This is a genomic window from Stygiolobus azoricus, from assembly GCF_009729035.1.
GTDB classification, from domain to species: Archaea; Thermoproteota; Thermoprotei_A; order Sulfolobales; family Sulfolobaceae; genus Stygiolobus; species Stygiolobus azoricus.
Map to the genome: position 1 here is coordinate 278,738 of NZ_CP045483.1, position 20,258 is coordinate 298,995.

At 36.8% G+C, this 20,258-nt stretch carries 23 protein-coding genes and 2 tRNA genes; 8 read left to right on the forward strand and 17 right to left on the reverse strand.

Features of this window, described 5'->3' with window-relative positions:
- Positions 1-9 precede the first annotated feature (9 nt).
- Positions 10-612 carry a 6-phospho-3-hexuloisomerase gene (hxlB, locus tag D1868_RS01600; RefSeq protein WP_338055784.1) on the reverse strand — a complete coding sequence of 201 codons (603 nt, stop codon included), beginning with the start codon at positions 610-612 and terminating at the stop codon, positions 10-12.
- A gap of 133 nt (positions 613-745) precedes the next feature.
- Between hxlB and D1868_RS01605 the strand changes: the two genes are divergently transcribed.
- Positions 746-1,054 carry a hypothetical protein gene (locus tag D1868_RS01605; RefSeq protein WP_156005036.1) on the forward strand — a complete coding sequence of 103 codons (309 nt, stop codon included), beginning with the start codon at positions 746-748 and terminating at the stop codon, positions 1,052-1,054.
- Positions 1,038-1,838, forward strand: a complete 801-nt coding sequence (locus tag D1868_RS01610) for a carbohydrate kinase family protein (protein WP_156005037.1) — start codon at positions 1,038-1,040, stop codon at positions 1,836-1,838. Before D1868_RS01605 ends, D1868_RS01610 begins: the two co-directional genes overlap by 17 nt.
- Here the strand turns inward: D1868_RS01610 and D1868_RS01615 are convergent.
- Positions 1,801-2,667 (reverse strand): NAD(P)/FAD-dependent oxidoreductase, encoded by an 867-nt coding sequence (locus tag D1868_RS01615; RefSeq protein ID WP_156005038.1) that lies wholly within the window; start codon positions 2,665-2,667, stop codon positions 1,801-1,803. The genes D1868_RS01610 and D1868_RS01615 overlap by 38 nt on opposite strands.
- A 3-nt stretch (positions 2,668-2,670) precedes the next feature.
- Positions 2,671-2,952 (reverse strand): hypothetical protein, encoded by a 282-nt coding sequence (locus D1868_RS01620; RefSeq protein WP_156005039.1) that lies wholly within the window; start codon positions 2,950-2,952, stop codon positions 2,671-2,673.
- 58 nt (positions 2,953-3,010) lie between these two features.
- Here D1868_RS01620 and D1868_RS01625 point away from each other — a divergent pair, with 58 nt between their 5' ends.
- Both D1868_RS01625 and D1868_RS01630 read left to right on the forward strand, forming a co-directional pair.
- Entirely contained in the window at positions 3,011-3,238 is a 228-nt protein-coding gene (locus tag D1868_RS01625) for a hypothetical protein (RefSeq protein WP_156005040.1), read from the forward strand.
- A 22-nt stretch (positions 3,239-3,260) separates the two neighbouring features.
- Positions 3,261-3,350 (forward strand) — tRNA-Val (locus D1868_RS01630).
- Between the two features lie 306 nt (positions 3,351-3,656).
- Here D1868_RS01630 and D1868_RS01635 read toward each other — a convergent pair.
- From D1868_RS01635 to D1868_RS01650, 4 genes are all read right to left on the reverse strand, one after another.
- Positions 3,657-3,740 (reverse strand) — tRNA-Ser (locus D1868_RS01635).
- Positions 3,741-3,807: 67 nt separating this feature from the next.
- Positions 3,808-4,116 carry a 30S ribosomal protein S10 gene (gene rpsJ / locus D1868_RS01640; RefSeq protein ID WP_156005041.1) on the reverse strand — a complete coding sequence of 103 codons (309 nt, stop codon included), beginning with the start codon at positions 4,114-4,116 and terminating at the stop codon, positions 3,808-3,810.
- 26 nt (positions 4,117-4,142) lie between these two features.
- On the reverse strand, positions 4,143-5,450 hold the full coding sequence (tuf, locus tag D1868_RS01645) for a translation elongation factor EF-1 subunit alpha (protein WP_156005042.1): 1,308 nt from the start codon (positions 5,448-5,450) through the stop codon (positions 4,143-4,145).
- A 57-nt stretch (positions 5,451-5,507) separates the two neighbouring features.
- On the reverse strand, positions 5,508-6,089 hold the full coding sequence (locus D1868_RS01650) for a 30S ribosomal protein S7 (RefSeq protein ID WP_156005043.1): 582 nt from the start codon (positions 6,087-6,089) through the stop codon (positions 5,508-5,510).
- Positions 6,090-6,172: 83 nt separating this feature from the next.
- Here D1868_RS01650 and D1868_RS01655 point away from each other — a divergent pair, with 83 nt between their 5' ends.
- Positions 6,173-6,667, forward strand: a complete 495-nt coding sequence (locus tag D1868_RS01655; protein ID WP_156005044.1) for a bifunctional nuclease family protein — start codon at positions 6,173-6,175, stop codon at positions 6,665-6,667.
- Between the two features lie 91 nt (positions 6,668-6,758).
- Here the strand turns inward: D1868_RS01655 and D1868_RS01660 are convergent, their stop codons facing one another.
- From D1868_RS01660 to D1868_RS01695, 8 genes are all read right to left on the reverse strand, one after another.
- Entirely contained in the window at positions 6,759-7,202 is a 444-nt protein-coding gene (locus D1868_RS01660; protein WP_156005045.1) for a 30S ribosomal protein S12, read from the reverse strand.
- An 11-nt stretch (positions 7,203-7,213) separates the two neighbouring features.
- Positions 7,214-7,645: a NusA-like transcription termination signal-binding factor gene (locus D1868_RS01665; RefSeq protein WP_156005046.1), complete on the reverse strand. Its 432-nt coding sequence runs from the start codon at positions 7,643-7,645 to the stop codon at positions 7,214-7,216.
- Positions 7,646-7,653: 8 nt separating this feature from the next.
- Positions 7,654-7,965: a 50S ribosomal protein L30e gene (locus D1868_RS01670; protein ID WP_156005047.1), complete on the reverse strand. Its 312-nt coding sequence runs from the start codon at positions 7,963-7,965 to the stop codon at positions 7,654-7,656.
- A 5-nt stretch (positions 7,966-7,970) separates the two neighbouring features.
- The gene (gene rpoA2, locus D1868_RS01675; RefSeq protein ID WP_156005048.1) at positions 7,971-9,149 is read right to left on the reverse strand and encodes a DNA-directed RNA polymerase subunit A''; all 1,179 of its coding nucleotides are present in this window, start codon (positions 9,147-9,149) and stop codon (positions 7,971-7,973) included.
- 6 nt (positions 9,150-9,155) lie between these two features.
- Positions 9,156-11,798 (reverse strand): DNA-directed RNA polymerase subunit A', encoded by a 2,643-nt coding sequence (gene rpoA1 / locus D1868_RS01680; RefSeq protein WP_156005049.1) that lies wholly within the window; start codon positions 11,796-11,798, stop codon positions 9,156-9,158.
- A complete protein-coding gene (locus D1868_RS01685) occupies positions 11,791-15,168 on the reverse strand; it encodes a DNA-directed RNA polymerase subunit B (RefSeq protein ID WP_156005050.1) in 3,378 nt (1,125 codons plus the stop codon). Before D1868_RS01685 ends, rpoA1 begins: the two co-directional genes overlap by 8 nt.
- Positions 15,169-15,173: 5 nt before the next feature.
- Positions 15,174-15,428 (reverse strand): DNA-directed RNA polymerase subunit H, encoded by a 255-nt coding sequence (locus D1868_RS01690; RefSeq protein WP_156005051.1) that lies wholly within the window; start codon positions 15,426-15,428, stop codon positions 15,174-15,176.
- 62 nt (positions 15,429-15,490) lie between these two features.
- Positions 15,491-16,762, reverse strand: a complete 1,272-nt coding sequence (locus D1868_RS01695) for an NAD(P)-dependent malic enzyme (RefSeq protein ID WP_231112516.1) — start codon at positions 16,760-16,762, stop codon at positions 15,491-15,493.
- 118 nt (positions 16,763-16,880) lie between these two features.
- On the opposite strand from D1868_RS01695, the gene infB reads away from it, so the two are divergent.
- Positions 16,881-18,686, forward strand: a complete 1,806-nt coding sequence (infB, locus tag D1868_RS01700; protein ID WP_196770290.1) for a translation initiation factor IF-2 — start codon at positions 16,881-16,883, stop codon at positions 18,684-18,686.
- Here the strand turns inward: infB and ndk are convergent.
- Together ndk and D1868_RS01710 are read right to left on the reverse strand one after the other, a co-directional pair.
- The gene (gene ndk / locus D1868_RS01705) at positions 18,676-19,101 is read right to left on the reverse strand and encodes a nucleoside-diphosphate kinase (protein WP_269194909.1); all 426 of its coding nucleotides are present in this window, start codon (positions 19,099-19,101) and stop codon (positions 18,676-18,678) included. The genes infB and ndk overlap by 11 nt on opposite strands.
- A complete protein-coding gene (locus D1868_RS01710) occupies positions 19,098-19,286 on the reverse strand; it encodes a 50S ribosomal protein L24e (protein ID WP_156005054.1) in 189 nt (62 codons plus the stop codon). Before D1868_RS01710 ends, ndk begins: the two co-directional genes overlap by 4 nt.
- Positions 19,287-19,350: 64 nt before the next feature.
- Between D1868_RS01710 and D1868_RS01715 the strand changes: the two genes are divergently transcribed.
- Positions 19,351-19,602 carry a 30S ribosomal protein S28e gene (locus D1868_RS01715; protein WP_156005055.1) on the forward strand — a complete coding sequence of 84 codons (252 nt, stop codon included), beginning with the start codon at positions 19,351-19,353 and terminating at the stop codon, positions 19,600-19,602.
- A gap of 4 nt (positions 19,603-19,606) precedes the next feature.
- Positions 19,607-20,257, forward strand: a complete 651-nt coding sequence (gene upp, locus D1868_RS01720; RefSeq protein ID WP_156005056.1) for a uracil phosphoribosyltransferase — start codon at positions 19,607-19,609, stop codon at positions 20,255-20,257.
- Position 20,258 lies beyond the last annotated feature (1 nt).

Below are 20,258 nucleotides of genomic sequence, written 5' to 3' on the forward strand. Positions count from 1 at the left end.
TATATACACTTATAGTTCGATATTTGCGTGAATTTGCCTCAGGTCTTCCTCTTTTTTACCTAACTTTACCATTAATTCTGCAACTACCCCATCTAAGAATACTTGAGTAGTATCTTCAAAAAGTGTTCCTAATGGTGCTAAAGGTTCCGTAATTCCAAGAATTTGCCTCGCAAAATAATCCTCATTGACAGAGTATTTAGTCCTACCTGGAACCTCTACTACAATATCTGAAATTTTAGCTATGGGACTGTCAGCGTAGCTTGTAATAGTGATCAGAACTGCCTTAGCTTCTTTTGCAGCTTCTGCAGCGGTTAGAATAAGTTTAGTTCTACCTGAACCAGAAATTGCTATAGCTATATCCTTTTCCCCGATAGCAGGGACTATAGTATCGCCCAAGACATACGCGTTATAACCGAGATGAAGAAGCCTCATGGCAAAAGCCCTGCCTACTAGCCCACTTCTGCCAGCTCCCATAACCAAAATTTTTCCATTCTTCTTATTATGATACATATCAACTAACGCATCAACCATTTTTTCTACTTGTTCGTGTTTTATCATTTGCGCGGAACGGATTATAAACTCTGCTATATCAAACATTGTTTTTATACTCATGGGGGCTTGAAGAAGAGATGAGGATGAGGACAAATTATTTCTCCAAATAGACTATTGTGCACAATCACTTTAAAACATTACTTCCGTCAAATGACAGATATTATTTATTTGTAAATGTTAAAACTAATTATACATGTCATCTACAACCAGGTGGATTCCTAAATGGAAAACAATCCAGCTTTCGATAGAAAATAAAACTGTTGACGTATGCTTCGACGAAATAAGTCAACTGTATGCTTGTCCTATATGCACACCGATATGTAAGAAAGGGGGAATACCAGATTATGGTGCATACTTCTTTACAGTAGACGACTTAAAGGATCACTTAGAAGCTCATAAAGAATCGTTGTGGAGTAAGAAGACAAGAAGAGTAGAAGAGGAAGAGGAAGAAGAAAAAGTGAGAGTAGAAGAGGAAGAGGAAGAAGATGAAAATCAAGACTAAAATAGCAATTATAGGGAGCTTTACAATAGATCTTCTAGCAAACAAAGGAGAGCAGTTAGGAGGGCCTCCTCTCTATTCAGGATTTGCTATATACATGCTAGGAGGACAACCTATAGTATATTCCATGATAGAAAAAAGGTATGAGCTCTTTTTACCCTCCTTCCTATCAAAATATAGATTAGAATATGTAAATTCAATCCCAACATTTGAACTCATATATGACCAAATTGGAACTAGAAGATTAATTCTAAGAAAGAAAAATAATAAAAATTTAGATATTAGTACAATAAATTGTAGTGATATAGATGGAATTATTATAAATCCAGTATGCAAAGAACTGAATAACTTACCTAAAATCACTAAACCAATAGCAATAGATATTCAAGGATTTGTAAGACTATGCGAACCTGATAAAGAAGTTAGAATAATCCAGCACGACATATCGTCATTATTTACAAAATCTAAAAACTTAGCAGTACTTCATGCTAATTATCAGGAAATAGGTGGTTCGAAAGTAGATTTGCATAAATTATACGATATGGGATTTAACGAAATATTAATATCTTATGACGAAGATGGATTCATTCTACACTCTAAAGGCTTAACGGTTAATTATAAGCCATCGAAAATTGGAGAGTATAAAGTGGGGACTGGAGATATACTATTAGCAAGTTACTTTATATTAAGACTAAACGGAACCCCAATATACAAGGCAGTCGAGGTTTCTGGAAAATTTGTAGAATGGTTCAGCAGTGAAGGATATCGTTTATTGTTTCACAGATAGTAAAATTACGCCACTTACCTAATCTTCCACAAAAATGTATATCTTCTTTTTCTTCCTTCAATTTTTCGTCTTGATCACGCTCAAGTATTGCATCCTTTATAACCCTGTACCTAAAACTTATAATATCCTCTTTTTTAAGTATGTTCTTTCTCTTCAAATCTCCATAAACTCTATCCCATGAAGGAATCTTCATAGAAAACGGAATTAGAACATAAACTATATCATAAGAGTTATTCATCCAACTAGCCAAAATCACATGAGAAAACGTCACACCTTTATCTCCATCAACTATTACGGTGTTCTCTGCTCTATCACTTTTGTTAACAAAGAATACTGCCTCTAAGAATCCTATACTCCTACCCTTTTTAATGTTAAGTAAGTAAGAAGGCACTGTAACATATATTTCATCTGCTTTTATCACTTCACCATTACTTAAAATTACCCTCTTACCTCCCTTGTACATGAATGTTGTAGAAAGCCTTACTCTAGTTGTTTTAGATAAACTATCTAAAACTAACCTTAAATTATCTATATAATACATTTTTTCATTAAATACTAACCATTCAGGGAGGTTTGAAACACCTAATTTTTCTAATAGGTAATTCTCTTTCCTTGAAATAACGTTTAACTCAACCTCCTTGTAGCTAAATTGGCTAAATAGATCACACTTACGAGCAGTTAATGGTGGATAAAGAGGAATAGAGAATTCCCCTATGTCCTCGTAAGAGAAAATTCCTCCAACCTTATTTTGAGACTCTATAACCATACTGTCTTTTTTACTTGAAGCTAAAAGTAGACCCGCTATTCCTCCTCCTAAGATTAAATTCACATGCTATACTAAGGCTCCAGATGATAAAATTCTATCCCATCTAACCTTGAAAATTTCACTATTACGATCATTTCTGTTATCCTCTCCATCCACTACTTTTCTTATCAGATCATTAATATCGTCACCAGGTAGTACCTTGATCTTTCTTCCGTTATATTCTAGTTCAGTATAATCACTCAGCAAGTCATACTCGAATGTGAAAAAGATATTATGAGATTTCAAATACTCCATTATTTCCTTGCTTATCGTTATTTCGTCATTATTACTTACTACAATCTTAAGCATGTCACTTTTATCATTATAACTGATTATACTTATAAGGATTGTAAAGGGGTAATATCAAGTGAAATCATTTTTAGGTTCAACAATACTCCAAGGCGGAGGGATAGTAGCATATACTACATCGGCCCAAGAAGCTCAAAAGTTAAAGGAAGAATTTAAAACTATTTTCAAAGAGTTTTCGATAAGAATACTGGATTTAAGCAAAACTGAAGAAAGGCTTATAGCCATAAATCTTGACCCAGACATAGCAGATTTTAAGGAAGGGTTTGTAGTCGCGATAGGTATATAAAGCAAAGCGCATAATTTTTAGTGGGCCCGTAGTCTAGCCTGGTTAGGACGCCGCCCTCACAAGTATATGCTGAGAACGGCGGAGGTCCCGAGTTCAAATCTCGGCGGGCCCATTTCACAGTATAACCTTCCAACTATAACCACTGTTTTATATTACTAGCCGAGATAAGATTTGACACATAATCGTTAACTTCCATACTTAAGTGTAATAGTATCACTTGATAAATACGACCAAGAATGTTTTGACTTTTACGAAGTAAGTAATTATTACCATCGCATGAATAAACAAGCTTCTACTGCAAAGATTAACGAAACACTATTATCTATAAACATGTCAAAAACCGTAGGTTTCCTATAAGTATCGAAAGAGAAATTACCTAATAAAAACGATAAATTATAATTAAATCCTTAAGAAAGAACGCCGGGGGCGGGATTTGAACCCGCGCGTGGTTGCCCACACTGGCTCTCCAGGCCAGCCCCTTAGTCCGCTCGGGCACCCCGGCACGCTATTATTATGATATGAAGAAGCCGTATATAAAATAAATTGTTAATAAGAAATCTTCTCCCCTTTTATATAAGTTGAATCTCAATATATACGTCATCAGGAACTCTTACTCTCATTAACTGTCTCATTACTCTTTCATCTGCTGTTATATCAATAATCCTTTTATGTATTTTCATTTCCCAATGTTCCCATTTTTTCTTTCCTTCCCCGTGAGGCAATCTCATAATAGGAACTTCCATTCTAGTAGTAGGCAAAGGTATCGGACCTCTAATCTGTATTCCAGTTTTTTGTGCCATCGTTTTTATTTGGTTAACTACGAAATTCAAGTTATCAATATTTGTACTCCATAATCTTATTCGCGCCTTCGAGGGCATGAAAATTCACCAAAATATAAAAAACCTCATTTAATATCTATCTTTTTAGGTTTAACATCAGTTATTACTCCTACTCCTACTGTCTTACCCATATCTCTCATTGCGAACCTTCCTAGTGCTGGGAACTCTCTGAACTTTTCTACACATAGATCCTTAATCGGGGTAAATTTAACTATTGCAGAATCTCCTGCCTTTATGAACTGCGGATTCTTCTCTGCTTCTTTACCTGTCTTCGGGTCTATCCTAGACATAATCTCACTTACCCTACATGCCACACTGGCGGTGTGAACATGTACTACAGGTGTATAACCGACACTAACCGCAGTAGGATGCCATATTACGATTATCTGTGCAGTGAACTCCTCCGCGACGGTGGGCGGATTCTGTAAACTACCTACCACATCTCCTCTCTTAATGTCTTTCTTCTCTACACCTCTCACGTTAAATCCTATGTTATCACCAGGCTCAGCTTTTTCAATTTTCGTATGATGCGTTTCGATAGATCTTACTTCACCTACCTTACCAGCAGGCATGAATACGACTTTGTCACCGACTTTTAGTACACCACTTTCTACTCTACCTACCGGCACTACACCTACACCAGAAATTGAATATACCTCCTGAATCGGTATCCTGAGAGGTTTGTCAACCGGTTTAGGAGGTACTTCTAACTGATCTAATAATTCCTCTAGAGTAGGACCATTATACCAAGGCATATGAGATGATTTCTGAGTTACGTTCTCACCTGCTGGAGCTACCACTGGAACGAATTTTACCTTAGACATATCAAATCCAAAGCTCTTCATGAACTTAGTTACAGTGTCTACTACCTCTTTGTATCTCTTTTCGTCATACGGGGGATCAGTCAAGTCCATCTTGTTTACTGCTACAATCATCTGGTTAATTCCCATTGTTTTCGCTAGAATTATATGTTCTCTAGTTTGACCCTCAGCGCTCATTCCAGCTTCAAATTCACCTTTCTTAGCTGAAACTACAATTATAGCTGCGTCAGCTTGGCTAGCACCAGTGATCATGTTCTTCACGAAGTCTCTATGACCTGGAGCATCAATTACTGTGAAGAAATACTTTCTGGTCTCAAACCTCATAAAAGTTAAATTAATTGTTACACCTCTTTCTCTCTCTTCCTTTAGTCTATCTAGTAGGAATGCATACTTTTCTGATTCTTTTCCTAATTTCTTAGCTGCTTCTTCAGCCTCTTTTACAGTTTTCTCATCTATGAAACCTCTGTCCATTAAAAGCCTGCCTATTAGTGTGCTTTTACCGTGGTCTACGTGTCCTATAACGATTAAGTTAAGGTGGGGCTTTTGTGACATGTCGTTTACCTCTTACACATTAATACCAGGGTGAACATTAAAAATTTAGCTATACTATTACCTTGAGCTTAACGCGATTCTCTCTATTTCTTCTTTTTTCCTAATTGCAAAGCTCTTGGGGTCATTATTGGCTGCAGCAATAATTTCCTCCGCAAGTGCCTCTTCAATAGGCTTAGGATTGTTAAATGAAGCATCTTTAGCTCCAGTAACTATATGTCTCAAAGCAAGGTCAATTCTTCTTTGTGGGGAAACGTCTACAGCTACATAGTAAACTATACCACCGTACATTATACGCGTTACTTCTTCTCTAGGTGCTGTGTTTTCTATCGCTCTCACAAGGACCTGTATGGGATTTTGACCTGTCTTTACTGCAATTATGTCTAAAGTCGTCTTCACTATATTGTAAGCAAGCATCTTTTTACCTTTATTTCTACCCGGCCTCATGAGGTTATTTATCAACCTTTCTACTATCGGTAACTTAGCCTTACCGAACCTTCTATGTTCATGTCTTCCTCCAGTGTGCGGTAAATAAACTGGCATTAAGTTAATGTACTTCTTTAGACTCGGGTCTCTAACTTCTACTTTAGTATCCCACTTACCAAAGACCTTTATATCCAAATTTGAAACTTCATACGCCATAGTGGTCTCCTTCAAATTATTTCTTATTTCCTTAAATCTATTTATGAAGGGTTTAATAGAGTTTGTGTATCTATTATTTATTAATGCAAGCAGACACTGATGAGAATTTAATAAGAGTCAAAAGAGTTGATGCATTCTTCTATCCTCTTCACGCAATTCCTACTATGGTGTTATATTTAGAAGATAGTAGAGAATTTAAGATGTTTTATATACCACCTGAGATAGTAATTCTCGTGAATAAACTTCAAGGTAAAAACGAATATGAAGGAATTACTGGAAACGATAATAGGGAGAGTCTATATGATATATTATATGATATAATCTCTTTCTCTACCGATATAAAGGAAAATTTAAAGAAAATTGTTAACAGGGTAATCATAGATGATATAATAAAGGAAAGTGGAGTATACGTTGCTACAGTCGAGTTCAAGTTCGACGGTGTAATAATAGAGAAAAAATTAATACCAAGTCATGCTGTACTATTGGCTTTGCTTTGCGACAAACCAATATTCGTAAAGAAACAGTTGGTTGAAGAGCAGGAAGCTGAGGAAAAGAAAAGAGGTTCAGATGTGGAATAATTTTTATCTTTCTTTTTAGGATTTGTAAAATTTATTTTATAATACCAAAATAATGTCAAAAATTCATATTTTGTAAGCTAAAAATTCATTATTACCTTACTGGCTTTTGTTTCTTTCCTTTATATAACGCATCCAGAGAGACTCCATTAACCATAATGACCTTATATCTAACACCTGGTAGATCACCCATTGATCTCCCTAGCGTTCCACCGATACCAGCAATTACTACTTCATCGTGTTCATCAATGAAGTTTACCCCACCGTCTCCTGGAACGAATGCCGTGACTATTCTACCGTTTTTAACTAACTGCACTCTAACAGCTTTTCTAACGGCAGAATTAGGTTGCCTTGACTCTATACCAACTTTCTCTAGAACTATTCCTCTCGCCATAGGCGCTCCTTCTAACGGATCGTACTTCTCTTTTAGTTTAAGCATTCTTCTCTTGAAAGACCTCTGATGCCACCTAAACTTCAATCTTTTTAACTTAAGCTTTCTTGCAGCAAATAACCCTTTAGGAGACTTACTTCCTGCCACATCTTTCACCTTTATACTACAACAACTGAATCAATATCCATATACCTTTTTAATATTAACTTAGCCCTTTCGACATTCCTACCACTTTTACCAATTGCTAAACCTTTATCTTGCGCTTCTACCGTAATATAAACTGTTTTCTTAGAATTAGACTCTACTAACTTTATGGTTTTAACCCTAGCTGGAGCCATAAGGTTCTTTATTAAATCCTCTAGATTATCACTATAACCTACTATTTCAACTGATTTACCTAGAAGTTTCTCCAGTTTCTTTACATTACTTCCATTTTTACCTATAGCTATTCCCATATTTTCTGGGTTTATAAGAAATATAATCCTGTTGTTTTTCTCATCAATAATACAATCCCTAGCTGTAACTTTAGTTATATCTTGAAAAAGCGACATATATCTTAATTCTTCTGATGTTAATTTTATCTCAGGCACTATTTAATTCACCTCAATTTATTTTGAAAAATTTTTGATTCACCCTCATCAATAACACCTATTGCAGACACAATAAACGGCTTACCACAAAGAGTACCTAATTCTAACGCACTACCCTTATATTCATAATAAGGTATACCAGCAAGTTTAGCATAATGAATTAAATCATCTTTCAAGTCTTGACTTAAGGTGCTAGCAATTATTATACCTTTAACTTTTCCTAACTTTAGCATTTTTAAAGTCCTTTTAGTACCTAGAATAACTTTTCCAGTCCTCAGAAGAGTTCTAAGTTCCCCTTCAAAACTTATACTCTCAGACATCTATATCACCTTACATTAGGTTTCATGGACAACTCCACAATTCCAGTACCCAATCTTATCGGTTGCCCGATTATAATGTTTTCTACTACACCTTTAAATTCTTCGACTTCACCTCTGGCTGAAGCGTCAAGTAAGTGTTTCACCGTGACTTCGAATGCAGCCCTAGCTAGTACACTACTTTTTTCACCAGTTACTCCATGCCTACCTATCTGTCTCACTGTACCTGTTCTAGTCATCACATCAGCTACTAGCAATATATGTCTCATATCTACGTCCAAACCTTGTTCATCAAGTACTTTCTTTATTTCTCTAGCTATTAGCTCCCTCGCAGCTTCAATACCGAATATCTCCGCTATTTCATGAATGTTATTAGTTTGTAACTTTGAAATGTCTATCCCCTTAATACCTATTAGCCCCTCCACATTAGAACCGTCTGTTATTATAACATATTCATCGTCCTTTTTCTGAACGATAGCTCTTTTTATACCTTTAACTCCCTTAATTTTGGAGTTCAGAATCTTCTCTCTCATTTTAAATAATCCGGTTATACTATCTATTTCTTCGAAGTATATAGTGAACGTATTCTCATCGATGTCTTCAGTTCTAATTTTTCCTAATTTCAGTTTGTAAATTGTCTTCTTTACTTCTTCTGCAGTAAGCCCTTTATCTCTTAACATATCTTCATCAAGCTGTAAAGTAATTGACATAGAAGATATATCCAAACTAACTGACGCTATAACGTTCTCTACTTTTGTATACTCGATTTTTCTCGCTATTTCTAGTACTTTCTCCTTGTCATATTTGTACTCATCTGTTAAATAAATTGTCATTATTGGAGTTGAAGGAGTCTTTCTTACGTCCACTATTTCTATTAATCTTGGTAAGCCTAGTGTAACGTTGAGTTCTCTTATACCTGCATAATGGAACGTTCTCAACGTCATCTGCGTCCCAGGCTCACCTATTGATTGGGCAGCGACCACACCTACAGCTTCACCTGGTTCGACTAGTGAGGACTCGTATTCCTTAATAGCTAATTCAATTATACGATCTACTTCATCTTGACTCACTTCGATTTCGAGTTTGTATAAAGTATCTCTCAGATCCTGGATTACTTTATCTGGTAATTTTGATTTAATCTCTTCTAATTTTTTATCAATATAGTTCTTCATTTGTTCGGAAACCATGATTACTCACTTCCTCCAACCTATGACCCTTTCAACTATTCTATTTATATCTACCGACTTACCATGAGCACTATACATTGGATGGACTTCATCATCGCCATAAGATACTTCCATTACTTCACCATATAAAGATCTTACTGTTCCGTCGTATTCAACTCTTAAGTCTGATAGTGCGTTTATAAGTCTTCTTTGCATGTATCCGCTTTGCGAAGTCTTCACTGCAGTATCTACTAATCCTTCTCTACCTCCAGCAGCATGATAGAACATTTCTATTGGCGTTAATCCTCTAGTAAATGAGTTGTGAACGAAACCTCTTGAGTCCGGCGAAATGTCGCCAGCCTTGAAGTGAGGTAAAGTTCTGTTCATATACCCTCTCTTTAATCTTTCTCCTCTAACCGACTGTTGTCCTAACATGGCAGTCATCTGTGTAATGTTTAACTCGCTACCCCTAGCTCCAGTTATGGCCATGATGTAAGCATTATTAAACGGATCTAGATACTTAGTAGCAATTTCACCTGCTATTTTTCTTAATTTGTCTAATGTATCTAGAATATAATCCTCCAGGCTTTCCTCTAACGTTCTACCTGGAATTGGTTCTAGCTTACCTTCATTATATTTCTTAATTAAATCGTTAACTTGGTTATATGCATCAGCTGTACTCTGATCTATTTCTTTTAACGCCTCTGGTGGAATTGTTACGTCATCCAAGGTCATAGTAAATCCTCTTAACTCTATATATCTTATAAACATCTTGAAGACGTTATCCATTATCCACTTACCATATTCTGTACCATATTCTTTAATTAACCAATGTAGAATGCTTTCGGGCTGCTGATTACCTATAGCTTTCTTATCTAAAACGCCCTCTAGTAGAATTCCGTTCTTAATTACAATATATGAATCGTGAGGACATACCTCATTCTTACAAGCTCTAACTCCCTTTGATATATTAGCTACTCCATGGAAGTTAAAGTCTTTAGGTAGGAATAAGCTTATCACTTGTTTTCCAGTATAATACTGCTTAGGTGACAGAATCGCAGGTTCTCCTAGATCGTCATTGAAGTCTGTAACACCTAGTATTGTGGCTACTTCCTCTTTAGTTAGTAAAGTAGTTTTTACTGATAATAAATAAGCACCGCTTATATAATCTTGGCCTCCTCCCATTATAGGTCCTCCATACCTTGGAGTAATGATGTTCTTGTGAACCAGCATAATCTCTCTAGCTTCTGCTATTGCTTCTTCGGACTGAGGTACATGCAAATTCATCTCGTCTCCGTCAAAATCAGCGTTATAAGGTGGACATACTAATACATTTAATCTGAATGTTCTACCGGGTAATACTCTAACTCTATGAGCCATCATTGAAATCCTATGTAGAGAAGGCTGCCTATTAAATAGAACTGTATCACCGTCCACTAGATGTCTCTCTACTATATAGCCTGGAGTTATGCTTGCAGCAAGCTCCTTTCTGTCTTTTACATACCTTAGGTCGATTCTTCTACCGTCGGTTCTAATCACATAATTCGCTCCAGGCCACTTATCTGGTCCATTTATTATATATTGCCTTATTCTTTCAATATTAAATTTAGTAACTCTTTCAGGAACAGTTAAAATCTTAGCTATTGTCTGAGGAACCCCTACCTCATCAATACTTATACTTGGATCAGGCGAAATTACTGTTCTTGCTGAGAAATCTACTCTTTTACCAGATAAGTTACCTCTGAATCTTCCTTCCTTACCTTTTAACCTCTGAGCTAAAGTTCTCAAAGGCCTCCCAGATCTATGTTTAGCTGGAGGAAGCCCAGGTATTTCATTATCAATATAGGTTGATACATGATATTGTAATAAGTCCCATAAGTCTTCTATTATTAGTTGAGGAGCTCCAGCCTCTAAGCTCTCTTTTAACCTTTCATTTATTCTCACTATATCAACTAACTTATGTGTAAGATCGTCTTCAGCCCTGATACCACTTTCTATTGTGATTGAGGGACGTATAGTAATCGGAGGAACTGGCAATACTGTAAGTATCATCCATTCAGGTCTTGCAGTTTTAGGGTCATAGCCCATTAATTCTACATCTGAATCTGGTATTCTCTCTAAACGCTCTCTAATTTCCGATGGAGTTAACCTCACTAAAGATCCGTTTCTTTCTTCATTAAAGTAATAAGGCTTGTCAAGTTTGATCTTAAATTGATGCTCTCCACAATGAGGGCATTCCATGTTTTTCATAGCTACTTTTTTGACATACTCGACTAACCTTCTAGCTGCTGAAGGCCATCTATCTTTAATTGAATTATAAATTCTCCTATATCTTTCCAAATCTTCTTCTTTTATCTTAAGCCTACCACAATGCCTACATGTTGCCCTGAGAAAATCATAAACGTGCTTTACATACCCATAATGAAGAACTGGCTTCACTAATTCTATATGCCCAAAGTGACCAGGGCAAGCTGAAAGTGTGTTTCCGCATACTGGGCATTTTTGACCAGGCTCTATAACCCCGAGTCTAGGATCCATTACCCCTCCTTCAATAGGCGTACCGTCTTCGTCATAAACTTCAGGAGTTATAATTGCGGTAACCGACATCTGCCTAATTTCATTAGGCGAGAGAATACCGAATTTTATTCCTTTAATAACCTTTTCACTCATTTGAACCACCTAAAGCTATTTTATCACCTAATATAAGTTTCGGGGCTATAACCATACTCATTAACTCTTGTAATAATAGTTTAAAGGCGTAAGATACCGTAACAGGATGTAAAGTAGTTTTATCCCCGTGAATAGGACAAACATACTTGTTCTTATTCCTATCGTACCAACCTATATAACCACACTGGTCGCATACATACACCGTTACTTTGTCTGAATTATCTAAAAGTCTATCCTTAATTAGCATAGCTGTTCCGAAGCCTATTAGACAGTCCCTCTCCATCTCTCCAAATCTTAGACCTCCTTCTCTTGCTCTTCCTTCAGTAGGTTGCCTTGTTAGAATCTGTACCGGCCCCCTAGCTCTTGCATGCATTTTATCAGCTACCATGTGATGAAGCTTTTGATAATATACTACTCCAAATAACACTCTGTTCTTTACTTTTTGCCCAGTTCTTCCATCATATACTACTTCAGTACCGTCTGGTAGAAAACCAGATTCCAATATACCTTTCTTGATCTCATTTATCGTCGGACTCTCAATGAATGGAGTCGCATCAGCAATCTTGCCCGTCAGTGCTGCATATTTTCCTGCCAATGCTTCCATAATTTGACCTATTGTCATTCTTGATGGTAATGCATGAGGATTAAGTATTATATCTGGGACAACACCCTTGGGAGTATAAGGCATGTCTGCTTGACTAATCAACATTCCTATTACCCCTTTTTGACCGTGCCTTGTAGCAAATTTGTCTCCGATCTCTGGAATTCTTAAATCTCTTACACGTACCTTAACCAATTTGTTACCCTCTGCTGTCTCCGTAACTAAGACGAGATCAACTGTTCCCATTTCCCCGTGCCTTGTGACTATCGACGTATCCCTCTTGGCTTGCTCAGGAGCTAATTCTTTAAACTCTTGTAAGAATCTTGGTGGACTCACCTTACCAATAAGCACATCTCCTCCTTTAACGTCTACCTCTGGAGGAACTATACCATTATCCTCTAATAATCTGTAATAGTCCTTACCCTTGTATCCCTTAGTACCTGCTTCTGGAACCATTATTTTATCTTCTTGTCCACCTGGGTACTTTACCTCTTCAGTAACATATAATCTGAAGAACGTCGACCGGTACATTCCTCTTTCAACTGACGACTTGTTCATTATTATAGCGTCTTCCATGTTATATCCAGTATATGACATAACAGCTAAGATAGCGTTATTTCCAGCAGGTCTCTCATTATATCCAATAACATCTAGCATTCTAGTTTTCACTAAAGGCTTTTGCGGATAGTGAAGCAAGTGAGCCCTAGTATCTGTTCTTATCTGATAGTTTGCCGCGTATAGCCCTAGGGCTTGCTTAGCCATAGCAGATTGATAAGTGTTTCTAGGAGATTGGTTATGTTCAGGGTATGGTATGATTGAAGCAGTTATTCCTAAGATTGCTGGAGGCCATATCTCCAGATGAGTATGCTCTTTAGTTAGGTCTTCAGGATTAAGTGCGATATATGCATTTTCTTCTTCTTCAGCGTCAAGGAATTCTATTTTCCCTTCCTTTACTAGATCATCAAAGGTGATTTCTCCTTTAGATACTCTTTCTATATCTTGTTCAGTCACCAGAGGTTTACCGTCTTTAACTACTATTAGAGGCCTTCTTACTCTTCCTGAATCACAATTTATTCTTACTTCGTTAATATACTCAGTTACGATATGCGCAACGTTAATTTCATCACTTAACTTATTACTCCTTCTTGCTTCTCGTATCTTTTCCGCTAACTCCTTACCGTCGGGATAATATCCTACTAGTCTCCCGTTAATGTAAACTTTACTCCACGTGAGATATTTCTCTATATCTTCTCCTTCTTCTGTAACTTTCGTTATAATATCTTCTACTTTCAGTACACCTTGTTCATATACGAATTTCTCTACGGTAGATTCGTTTATACCTACTGAGATTTGAGCTAATAAAGCAAGATTCTTGACTAGACCGCTGTTAGGACCTTCTGGAGTTTCAAATGGGCACATCCTTCCCCATTGTGTACCATGTAAATCTCTAGCCTCAAAATTAGGTTGGCCTCTAGCAAGTGATGAAACTATCCTTCTTAGATGGCTTAACATAGAGAGCCAGTTAGTCCTATCTAGCAATTGACTAACTCCAGTTCTTCCTCCTACCCAATTTCCAGTAGCTAATGCATGTCTTACCCTCTCAGTTATAATATCCGCTCTAACGAGAGCTGTTAGAGATAATCTTCTTCCTCTAACCTTTGATTTTTCAAGTTGATAAACCAAATCTTTCATAAATGCTTTGAATGCAACCCTGAATAAACTTGTAAAAAGATCTCCAGCAAGTCTCACTCTCTTATTAGCGTAATGATCCTTGTCATCTGGCTCTCTCCTTCCAAGGTAGAGTTCGAGTAACTTATTTACAGCACTAGCTAAATAGTAACCCTTTTTCTTTCTATCTTCTGGAGAAGTTCCTAAGTGAGGTAAGAAGTATTTATCTATTACCTGCTCAGCCTTTTGTATTCTGTTTTCTCTCTTTTGACCTACAGCGACTCTGTTACCTATAAAATCTAATGCGTCTTCTACTGTAGTTATTGAACTCGCTTGCTCTAATGAAGGTAATAACTCGTTTTGAATCTCTGGATCTAATGACACAGCATATACAATATCACGATCTGTAGTAAATCCTAGAGCTCTCATTAAAATTACAAAGGGGATCTTTCCAGGTACTGTAGCGAAAGATACTTGAATCGTACTGTCCTTTAGCCTTTCAATTACTACTTGTACTCTATATCCAGCAGCTGCAGAGGTTACTTTAGCTACATGTGTAATGTTACTACCAGATTTTCCATAATCAACTAAAACTCTATTAGTCGCTAAGTCTTCCTGAGTGACAATCACCTTCTCTGTTCCATTTACGATAAAATACCCGCCTGGGTCTTTTGGATCTTCTCCTATCTCAATAAGTTTTTCAGGAGGTAGTGTTGCCGTAGGATCTGCAATTGACTTAAGCATAATGGGTAGATCTCCTATGTAGACCTCGACCGGTTCTCCCTCTATATTATTCTCTATTGGGATCATTGTCAAGTACAATGGGATAGAATAAGTTAGATTCCTTAGCCTAGCCTCCATAGGTGTTATTTCTCTTAGAGGGCCTCTGTCAGTCTCTCTTATACCCGGTTTATCGAATCTAATTTTCCCTAGCTTTATCTTTAACCCAGGGATCTCAGTAGTTATTTCTCCTTGCTCATCTATGACTTCTTGAAGTTTATTACGTAGGAAATCGTTGAACGAATCTAAGTGCTGTCGTACTAACCCTCTAACTTTAAAGAAAGACTCTGTTATCATCCACCGTTGTTCTGTTGTTAACAAATCGCTCACCCACTTATCACATATCTATAACTTACACTTTCTCCAGTGAATGGACTTTTCCTAGTTATTCTAACTATGTCGCCAGGCTTTGCACCTATTGCCCGTGCAACGGCATCTGAAGCTCTAATCCAAGGTAATTGTTCTGGTCTTACTCCAAGCTCTTTTAGAACCTTATAGGCTTCTTCGAGAGATAGAACTTCATGTTTCGGAACGAGATTATACTGAAGGGGATCAACTTTCTTTTTCGATGAAGAACGCATCTTAACTTTCACCACTAGAATTTACGTGTAATATGACAATACAAGTTACCAATTTAAAAAAATTACGTTAGTGAGGCAAGAAGCTTTCTCGCATGCTCTATCATTGTTTTTGCCGACTCATATAACTCTTCATAAGATAATTTAAACCTGGCCACGCCTTGCTGTATCGCTTTCATACCTACAGCTGCCGCAACTTTAGGATAGACCTCCCATTCGGTCATTTTAGGGATTATGTAGTTCTCATTAGCCCCTCTCTGTCTAGCGAAAGAAGCTAACTCTCTTGAAGCTTCAATTACCATTTCATCAGTTATAGTCTTAGCCCTTATGTCAAGAGCTCCTCTAAATACAGCTGGGAAAATTAACGAGTTATTTACTTGATTAGGCAAGTCACTTCTACCAGTTGCAACTATTTTAGCTCCAGCCTTTTTGGCCTCCTCAGGCCATATTTCAGGCGTGGGATTTGCTAAGGCGAATACGATTGAATCTTTACTCATTAGTCTTATCCATTCAGGCCTAATTACTCCAGGGCCAGGTCTGGAAGCAGCAATTAGAACGTCAGCTCCCTTAAAAGCGTCCTCGAGTTTCGTAACACCATCTTTGTTTGTCTTTTCTAGAAGTTCGTATTTCCACGGATTTTCTAACTTCATTTCATCCTCATCTTCTCTACCTTTATACAAGGGTCCACGAGAATCTATTACTATCATATTTTCATAAGGAATTCCGTATTTATATAAGAGTCTTGCTGTCGCTATGTTTGCCGCACCTGCACCATATAATATTACTTTTGTATTTCTAGTCTCTCTTCCAGTAAGTTCCAGAGCTATTATTAAACCAGCTAATGTTGCACCAGCTGTTCCTTGCTGATCATCATGCCATACTGGTATCTCTAATTTTTCCCTTAATTTTTCTAGTATATAGAAACATTTTGGTGATTCTATATCCTCTAAGTTAATCCCTCCGAAAGCAGGTTGTAAAATAGTAACAACCTCAACAATTTTGTCTGGGTCTTTAGTGCCTACAGTCAGAGGTACTGCATCTACTCCGCCTAAATACTTGAATAATAGCGCTTTACCTTCCATTACTGGCATCGCTGCCTCTGGTCCTATATCTCCGAGTCCTAATACTCTCGTTCCGTCCGTTACAATTGCAATGGAATTCCATCTATACGTATACTGGAATGAGAGATCCTTATTCTTAGCAATTTCTTTTGAGACTGTAGCAACGCCGGGCGTATATAAAACTGAGAAATCATCTAAGGACTTTATAGGAACCTTAGGGAGAATTTGTATCTTTCCCCTATATTTTGAAGAAATTTCTATAGCTTTCTTATCCAGTTCACTCAAATGAATAGCCCCACTATCCTAACTTTTTTAAAAGATTAAATTTTTTCGAGCTATATTACCGCTACTTTAATTAGTCAATAGAAGGTTAAACCATTAAAGGTGAATAAAAATTACCCAACAATTACAAAAGAAACTGAGACAACCAATAGTAGTGGTACTTGGCCACGTAGACCACGGAAAGACAACATTACTAGATAAAATCAGAGGTACAGCCGTAGTTAAAAAAGAGCCCGGAGAGATGACGCAGGAAGTAGGAGCAAGCTTTGTTCCAACAAGTGTAATTGAAAAACTAGCAGAACCACTAAAAAAGATTTTCCCTATAAAACTAGAAATTCCTGGATTATTATTTATAGATACACCCGGACATGAACTCTTTAGTAATCTAAGAAAAAGGGGAGGGAGCGTAGCAGACATAGCCATATTAGTTGTAGACATAACCGAGGGATTTCAAAAGCAAACGATTGAATCAATAGAGATATTAAAAAATAGAAAAGTTCCGTTTTTAGTTGCGGCAAATAAAATAGATAAAATCCCAGGGTGGAGAGTTCAGAACACATATTCGTTTTTAGAGAGCTTCTCTAAACAGAGAGAAGATGTAAAAAATTATTTAGACGGACTAGTTTACAACTTAGTTTCACAACTAGCAGAACAAGGATTTAGTTCCGAAAGATTCGACAGAATAAAGGATTTCACTAAGACTGTAGCTATAGTCCCAGTATCTGGAAAAACAGGTGAAGGAATAGCCGAACTTCTAGCTTTACTTGCTGGGCTTACTCAAAACTACATGAAAAACAAACTGAAGTTTGCTGAGGGACCAGCAAAAGGTGTTATACTTGAGGTTAAAGAAATTCAAGGTTTAGGACATACTATAGATGTAATCATTTACGAGGGGGTACTCAAAAAGAATGATATAATAGTATTAGGAGGTATAAATGGACCAATAATAACAAAAGTTCGTTCTATCTTAGTTCCCAAGCCTTTACAAGATATAAAAGTAGTTAAAACGGACTTAACTCCTATAGATGAAGTCTACGCTGCAGCTGGCGTTAAGATCTATGCTCCTGATTTAGAGAACGCATTGGCTGGCTCTCCCTTATTCGCAGTAGATGATGAAAGTAAAATTGAGGAATTCAAGAAAATCATACAAGAGGAAATATCCAGTGTAAGGTACTATAATGCAAGCGTAGCGGGGGTTGTAGTTAAGGCAGATAGCTTAGGTAGTTTAGAAGCTATAGTTACGGCGCTCCAGCAGAAAAAGATACCTATAAGATTAGCAGATATTGGACCAATTAGCAAAAGAGATATTACAGAGGCAGAATTAACGAGCCAAGAAGCAAAAGAATACGGATTAATTGCTGCCTTTAGAGTTAAACCTCTACCTGGAATAGAGATACCTGCTAAAATTAAGTTAATTTATGGTGAAATTATCTATCAGTTAATTGATGATATAGAAAAATATATTATTGATGTAAAAGAAAGCGAAAAACGTAGAACTTTAGACTCTTTGGTTCTGCCCGGAAAGTTCAGGATTTTACCAGGGTATGTCTTTAGGAGAAGTGACCCTGTAATCGTCGGAGTAGAAGTATTAGGGGGGATCATAAAGCCTAAATCTTCTTTAATTAAGAAAGATGGTAGAAAAGTCGGAGAGATTCAGCAGATCCAAGATAACAAGAAGACAGTAGAGAAAGCCACGAAAGGAATGGAAGTAGCAGTTTCTATAAAAGGTAATGTTATGGTAGGACGCCAAATTGAAGAGGGAGACGTATTATATACTGACGTGCCCAAAGAGGACTTAGAAATTCTGTTAACTAAATATAAGGATATTATAACAGACGATATGAAGGAAGTAATAAAAGAGATAATTAATATTAAAAAGATTTCCGATCCAACATACGGATTGGGTATTACATTATAGCAACAATCTCATTTTCTACAAAGAATATGCTCATTTCTCTTTTAGCCTTTTCTTCGCTATCCGATGCATGGATTACATTTTCTGCTTTCGTTAAAGCATAATCCCCCCTTATAGTACCTGGTGGTGCCTCTTTAGGGTCAGTGTTCCCAATCATTTTTCTTACAACAGTCACAGCTTCTTCTCCCTCAACTATCATACATACTACCGGTCCAGATGTTATGTAATTTATCAACTCTTCAAAGAAAGACTTCCCCTTATGTTCTTCATATAATCTTTCTGCTGTAGTTCTATCTATATGAACCATCTTCATTGCAACTATATTAAAACCTCTCTTCTCAAATCTGGAAATTATCTCGCCTATTAACTTTCTCTTTACACCGTCTGGTTTAATCATTACAAAAGTCCTCTGTTTCACTTAGCCCCACCCATGTAAGCCTTGGTCCACTTTAACTTCTTGGGATCCCTATGTAACTTTAGCATAGATTTTTTGCACTTGTTAGAACAAAACCACAATATTGAACCATCGTTTCTGACGTACATTAATCCAGTACCCGGCATTATTTCTTTTCCGCAGAAACTACACTGCCTTATTGAGACCATGATTGATAATACACATAGTGAAGTATTTAAGTGAATTGGTAGTGTGATCTTTTGGGTAATAAGAGTGAGCGAGAAATCGAAACAACCAACTCAGTCACCAATAATAGAAGAATTCGGCTTTCCGGCTGAAGTAATACAGATTTTAGATAGAACAGGAGTTACAGGCGAAGTTACTCAAGTTAGAGTAAGAGTTCTAGAAGGGAGAGACAAGGGAAGAATACTAACAAGAAACGTTAAAGGACCAGTAAGACTTGGAGATATCCTCATACTTAGGGAAACTGAAAGAGAAGCGAGGAAATTAAGCAGTAAGAGGTAAAGCTATGCCTTTATTTTTGCTCTCTAAGCCAGTTACTCTTCATTTTTTAACTCAATTACGTTCTAAAACGACAGATCAAATTAACTTTAGAAAAACAATGGTTAGATTAGGTAGAATTATCGGCTATGAGCTTTTAAATACGTTAGATTACGAAACAGTTGAAGTTGAAACACCCTTGGGAACAAAAGCTAAGGGTATTAGAATTTATGATTTAGAGAATATAGTAATAATAAACGTTCTAAGGGCAGCTACGCCTCTTGTGGAAGGGCTTTTAAAAGCTTTACCTACAGCTAGGCTAGGTGTAATCGCTGCTAGTAGAAAGGAAAAAGAAGTCAAGGAAGAATTCCCAGAAGAAATGGAGGTTGAAATATTCTATTCAAAGATACCTAATATAACTTCTAAAGATAACGTCATAATAGCCGACCCAATGATAGCTACTGCAAGTACTATGAAAAAAGTAATAAGCATTATTAAAAATTATAGTCCAAAAAGAATCTATATAGTTTCCGTGATTATATCTGACTATGGAGTCAGAAAACTTCTTGAAGAATTCCCAGATATCTACTTGTTTACTATCTCAATAGACCCAGAATTAGACAATAGAGGTTATATAATACCAGGTTTAGGTGATGCTGGAGACAGAGCGTTTGGATAAG

Bases quoted from the DNA above. Each gene is read 5' to 3' on its own strand.
- hxlB (WP_338055784.1), bottom strand. From the start codon at position 612: ATGAGTATAAAAACAATGTTTGATATAGCAGAGTTTATAATCCGTTCC.
- D1868_RS01605 (WP_156005036.1), top strand. From the start codon at position 746: ATGTCATCTACAACCAGGTGGATTCCTAAATGGAAAACAATCCAGCTT.
- D1868_RS01610 (WP_156005037.1), top strand. From the start codon at position 1,038: ATGAAAATCAAGACTAAAATAGCAATTATAGGGAGCTTTACAATAGAT.
- D1868_RS01620 (WP_156005039.1), bottom strand. From the start codon at position 2,952: ATGCTTAAGATTGTAGTAAGTAATAATGACGAAATAACGATAAGCAAG.
- rpsJ (WP_156005041.1), bottom strand. From the start codon at position 4,116: ATGCCCTCGAAGGCGCGAATAAGATTATGGAGTACAAATATTGATAAC.
- tuf (WP_156005042.1), bottom strand. From the start codon at position 5,450: ATGTCACAAAAGCCCCACCTTAACTTAATCGTTATAGGACACGTAGAC.
- D1868_RS01650 (WP_156005043.1), bottom strand. From the start codon at position 6,089: ATGGCGTATGAAGTTTCAAATTTGGATATAAAGGTCTTTGGTAAGTGG.
- D1868_RS01655 (WP_156005044.1), top strand. From the start codon at position 6,173: ATGCAAGCAGACACTGATGAGAATTTAATAAGAGTCAAAAGAGTTGAT.
- D1868_RS01670 (WP_156005047.1), bottom strand. From the start codon at position 7,965: ATGTCTGAGAGTATAAGTTTTGAAGGGGAACTTAGAACTCTTCTGAGG.
- rpoA2 (WP_156005048.1), bottom strand. From the start codon at position 9,149: ATGGTTTCCGAACAAATGAAGAACTATATTGATAAAAAATTAGAAGAG.
- rpoA1 (WP_156005049.1), bottom strand. From the start codon at position 11,798: ATGAGTGAAAAGGTTATTAAAGGAATAAAATTCGGTATTCTCTCGCCT.
- D1868_RS01690 (WP_156005051.1), bottom strand. From the start codon at position 15,428: ATGCGTTCTTCATCGAAAAAGAAAGTTGATCCCCTTCAGTATAATCTC.
- D1868_RS01710 (WP_156005054.1), bottom strand. From the start codon at position 19,286: ATGGTCTCAATAAGGCAGTGTAGTTTCTGCGGAAAAGAAATAATGCCG.
- upp (WP_156005056.1), top strand. From the start codon at position 19,607: ATGCCTTTATTTTTGCTCTCTAAGCCAGTTACTCTTCATTTTTTAACT.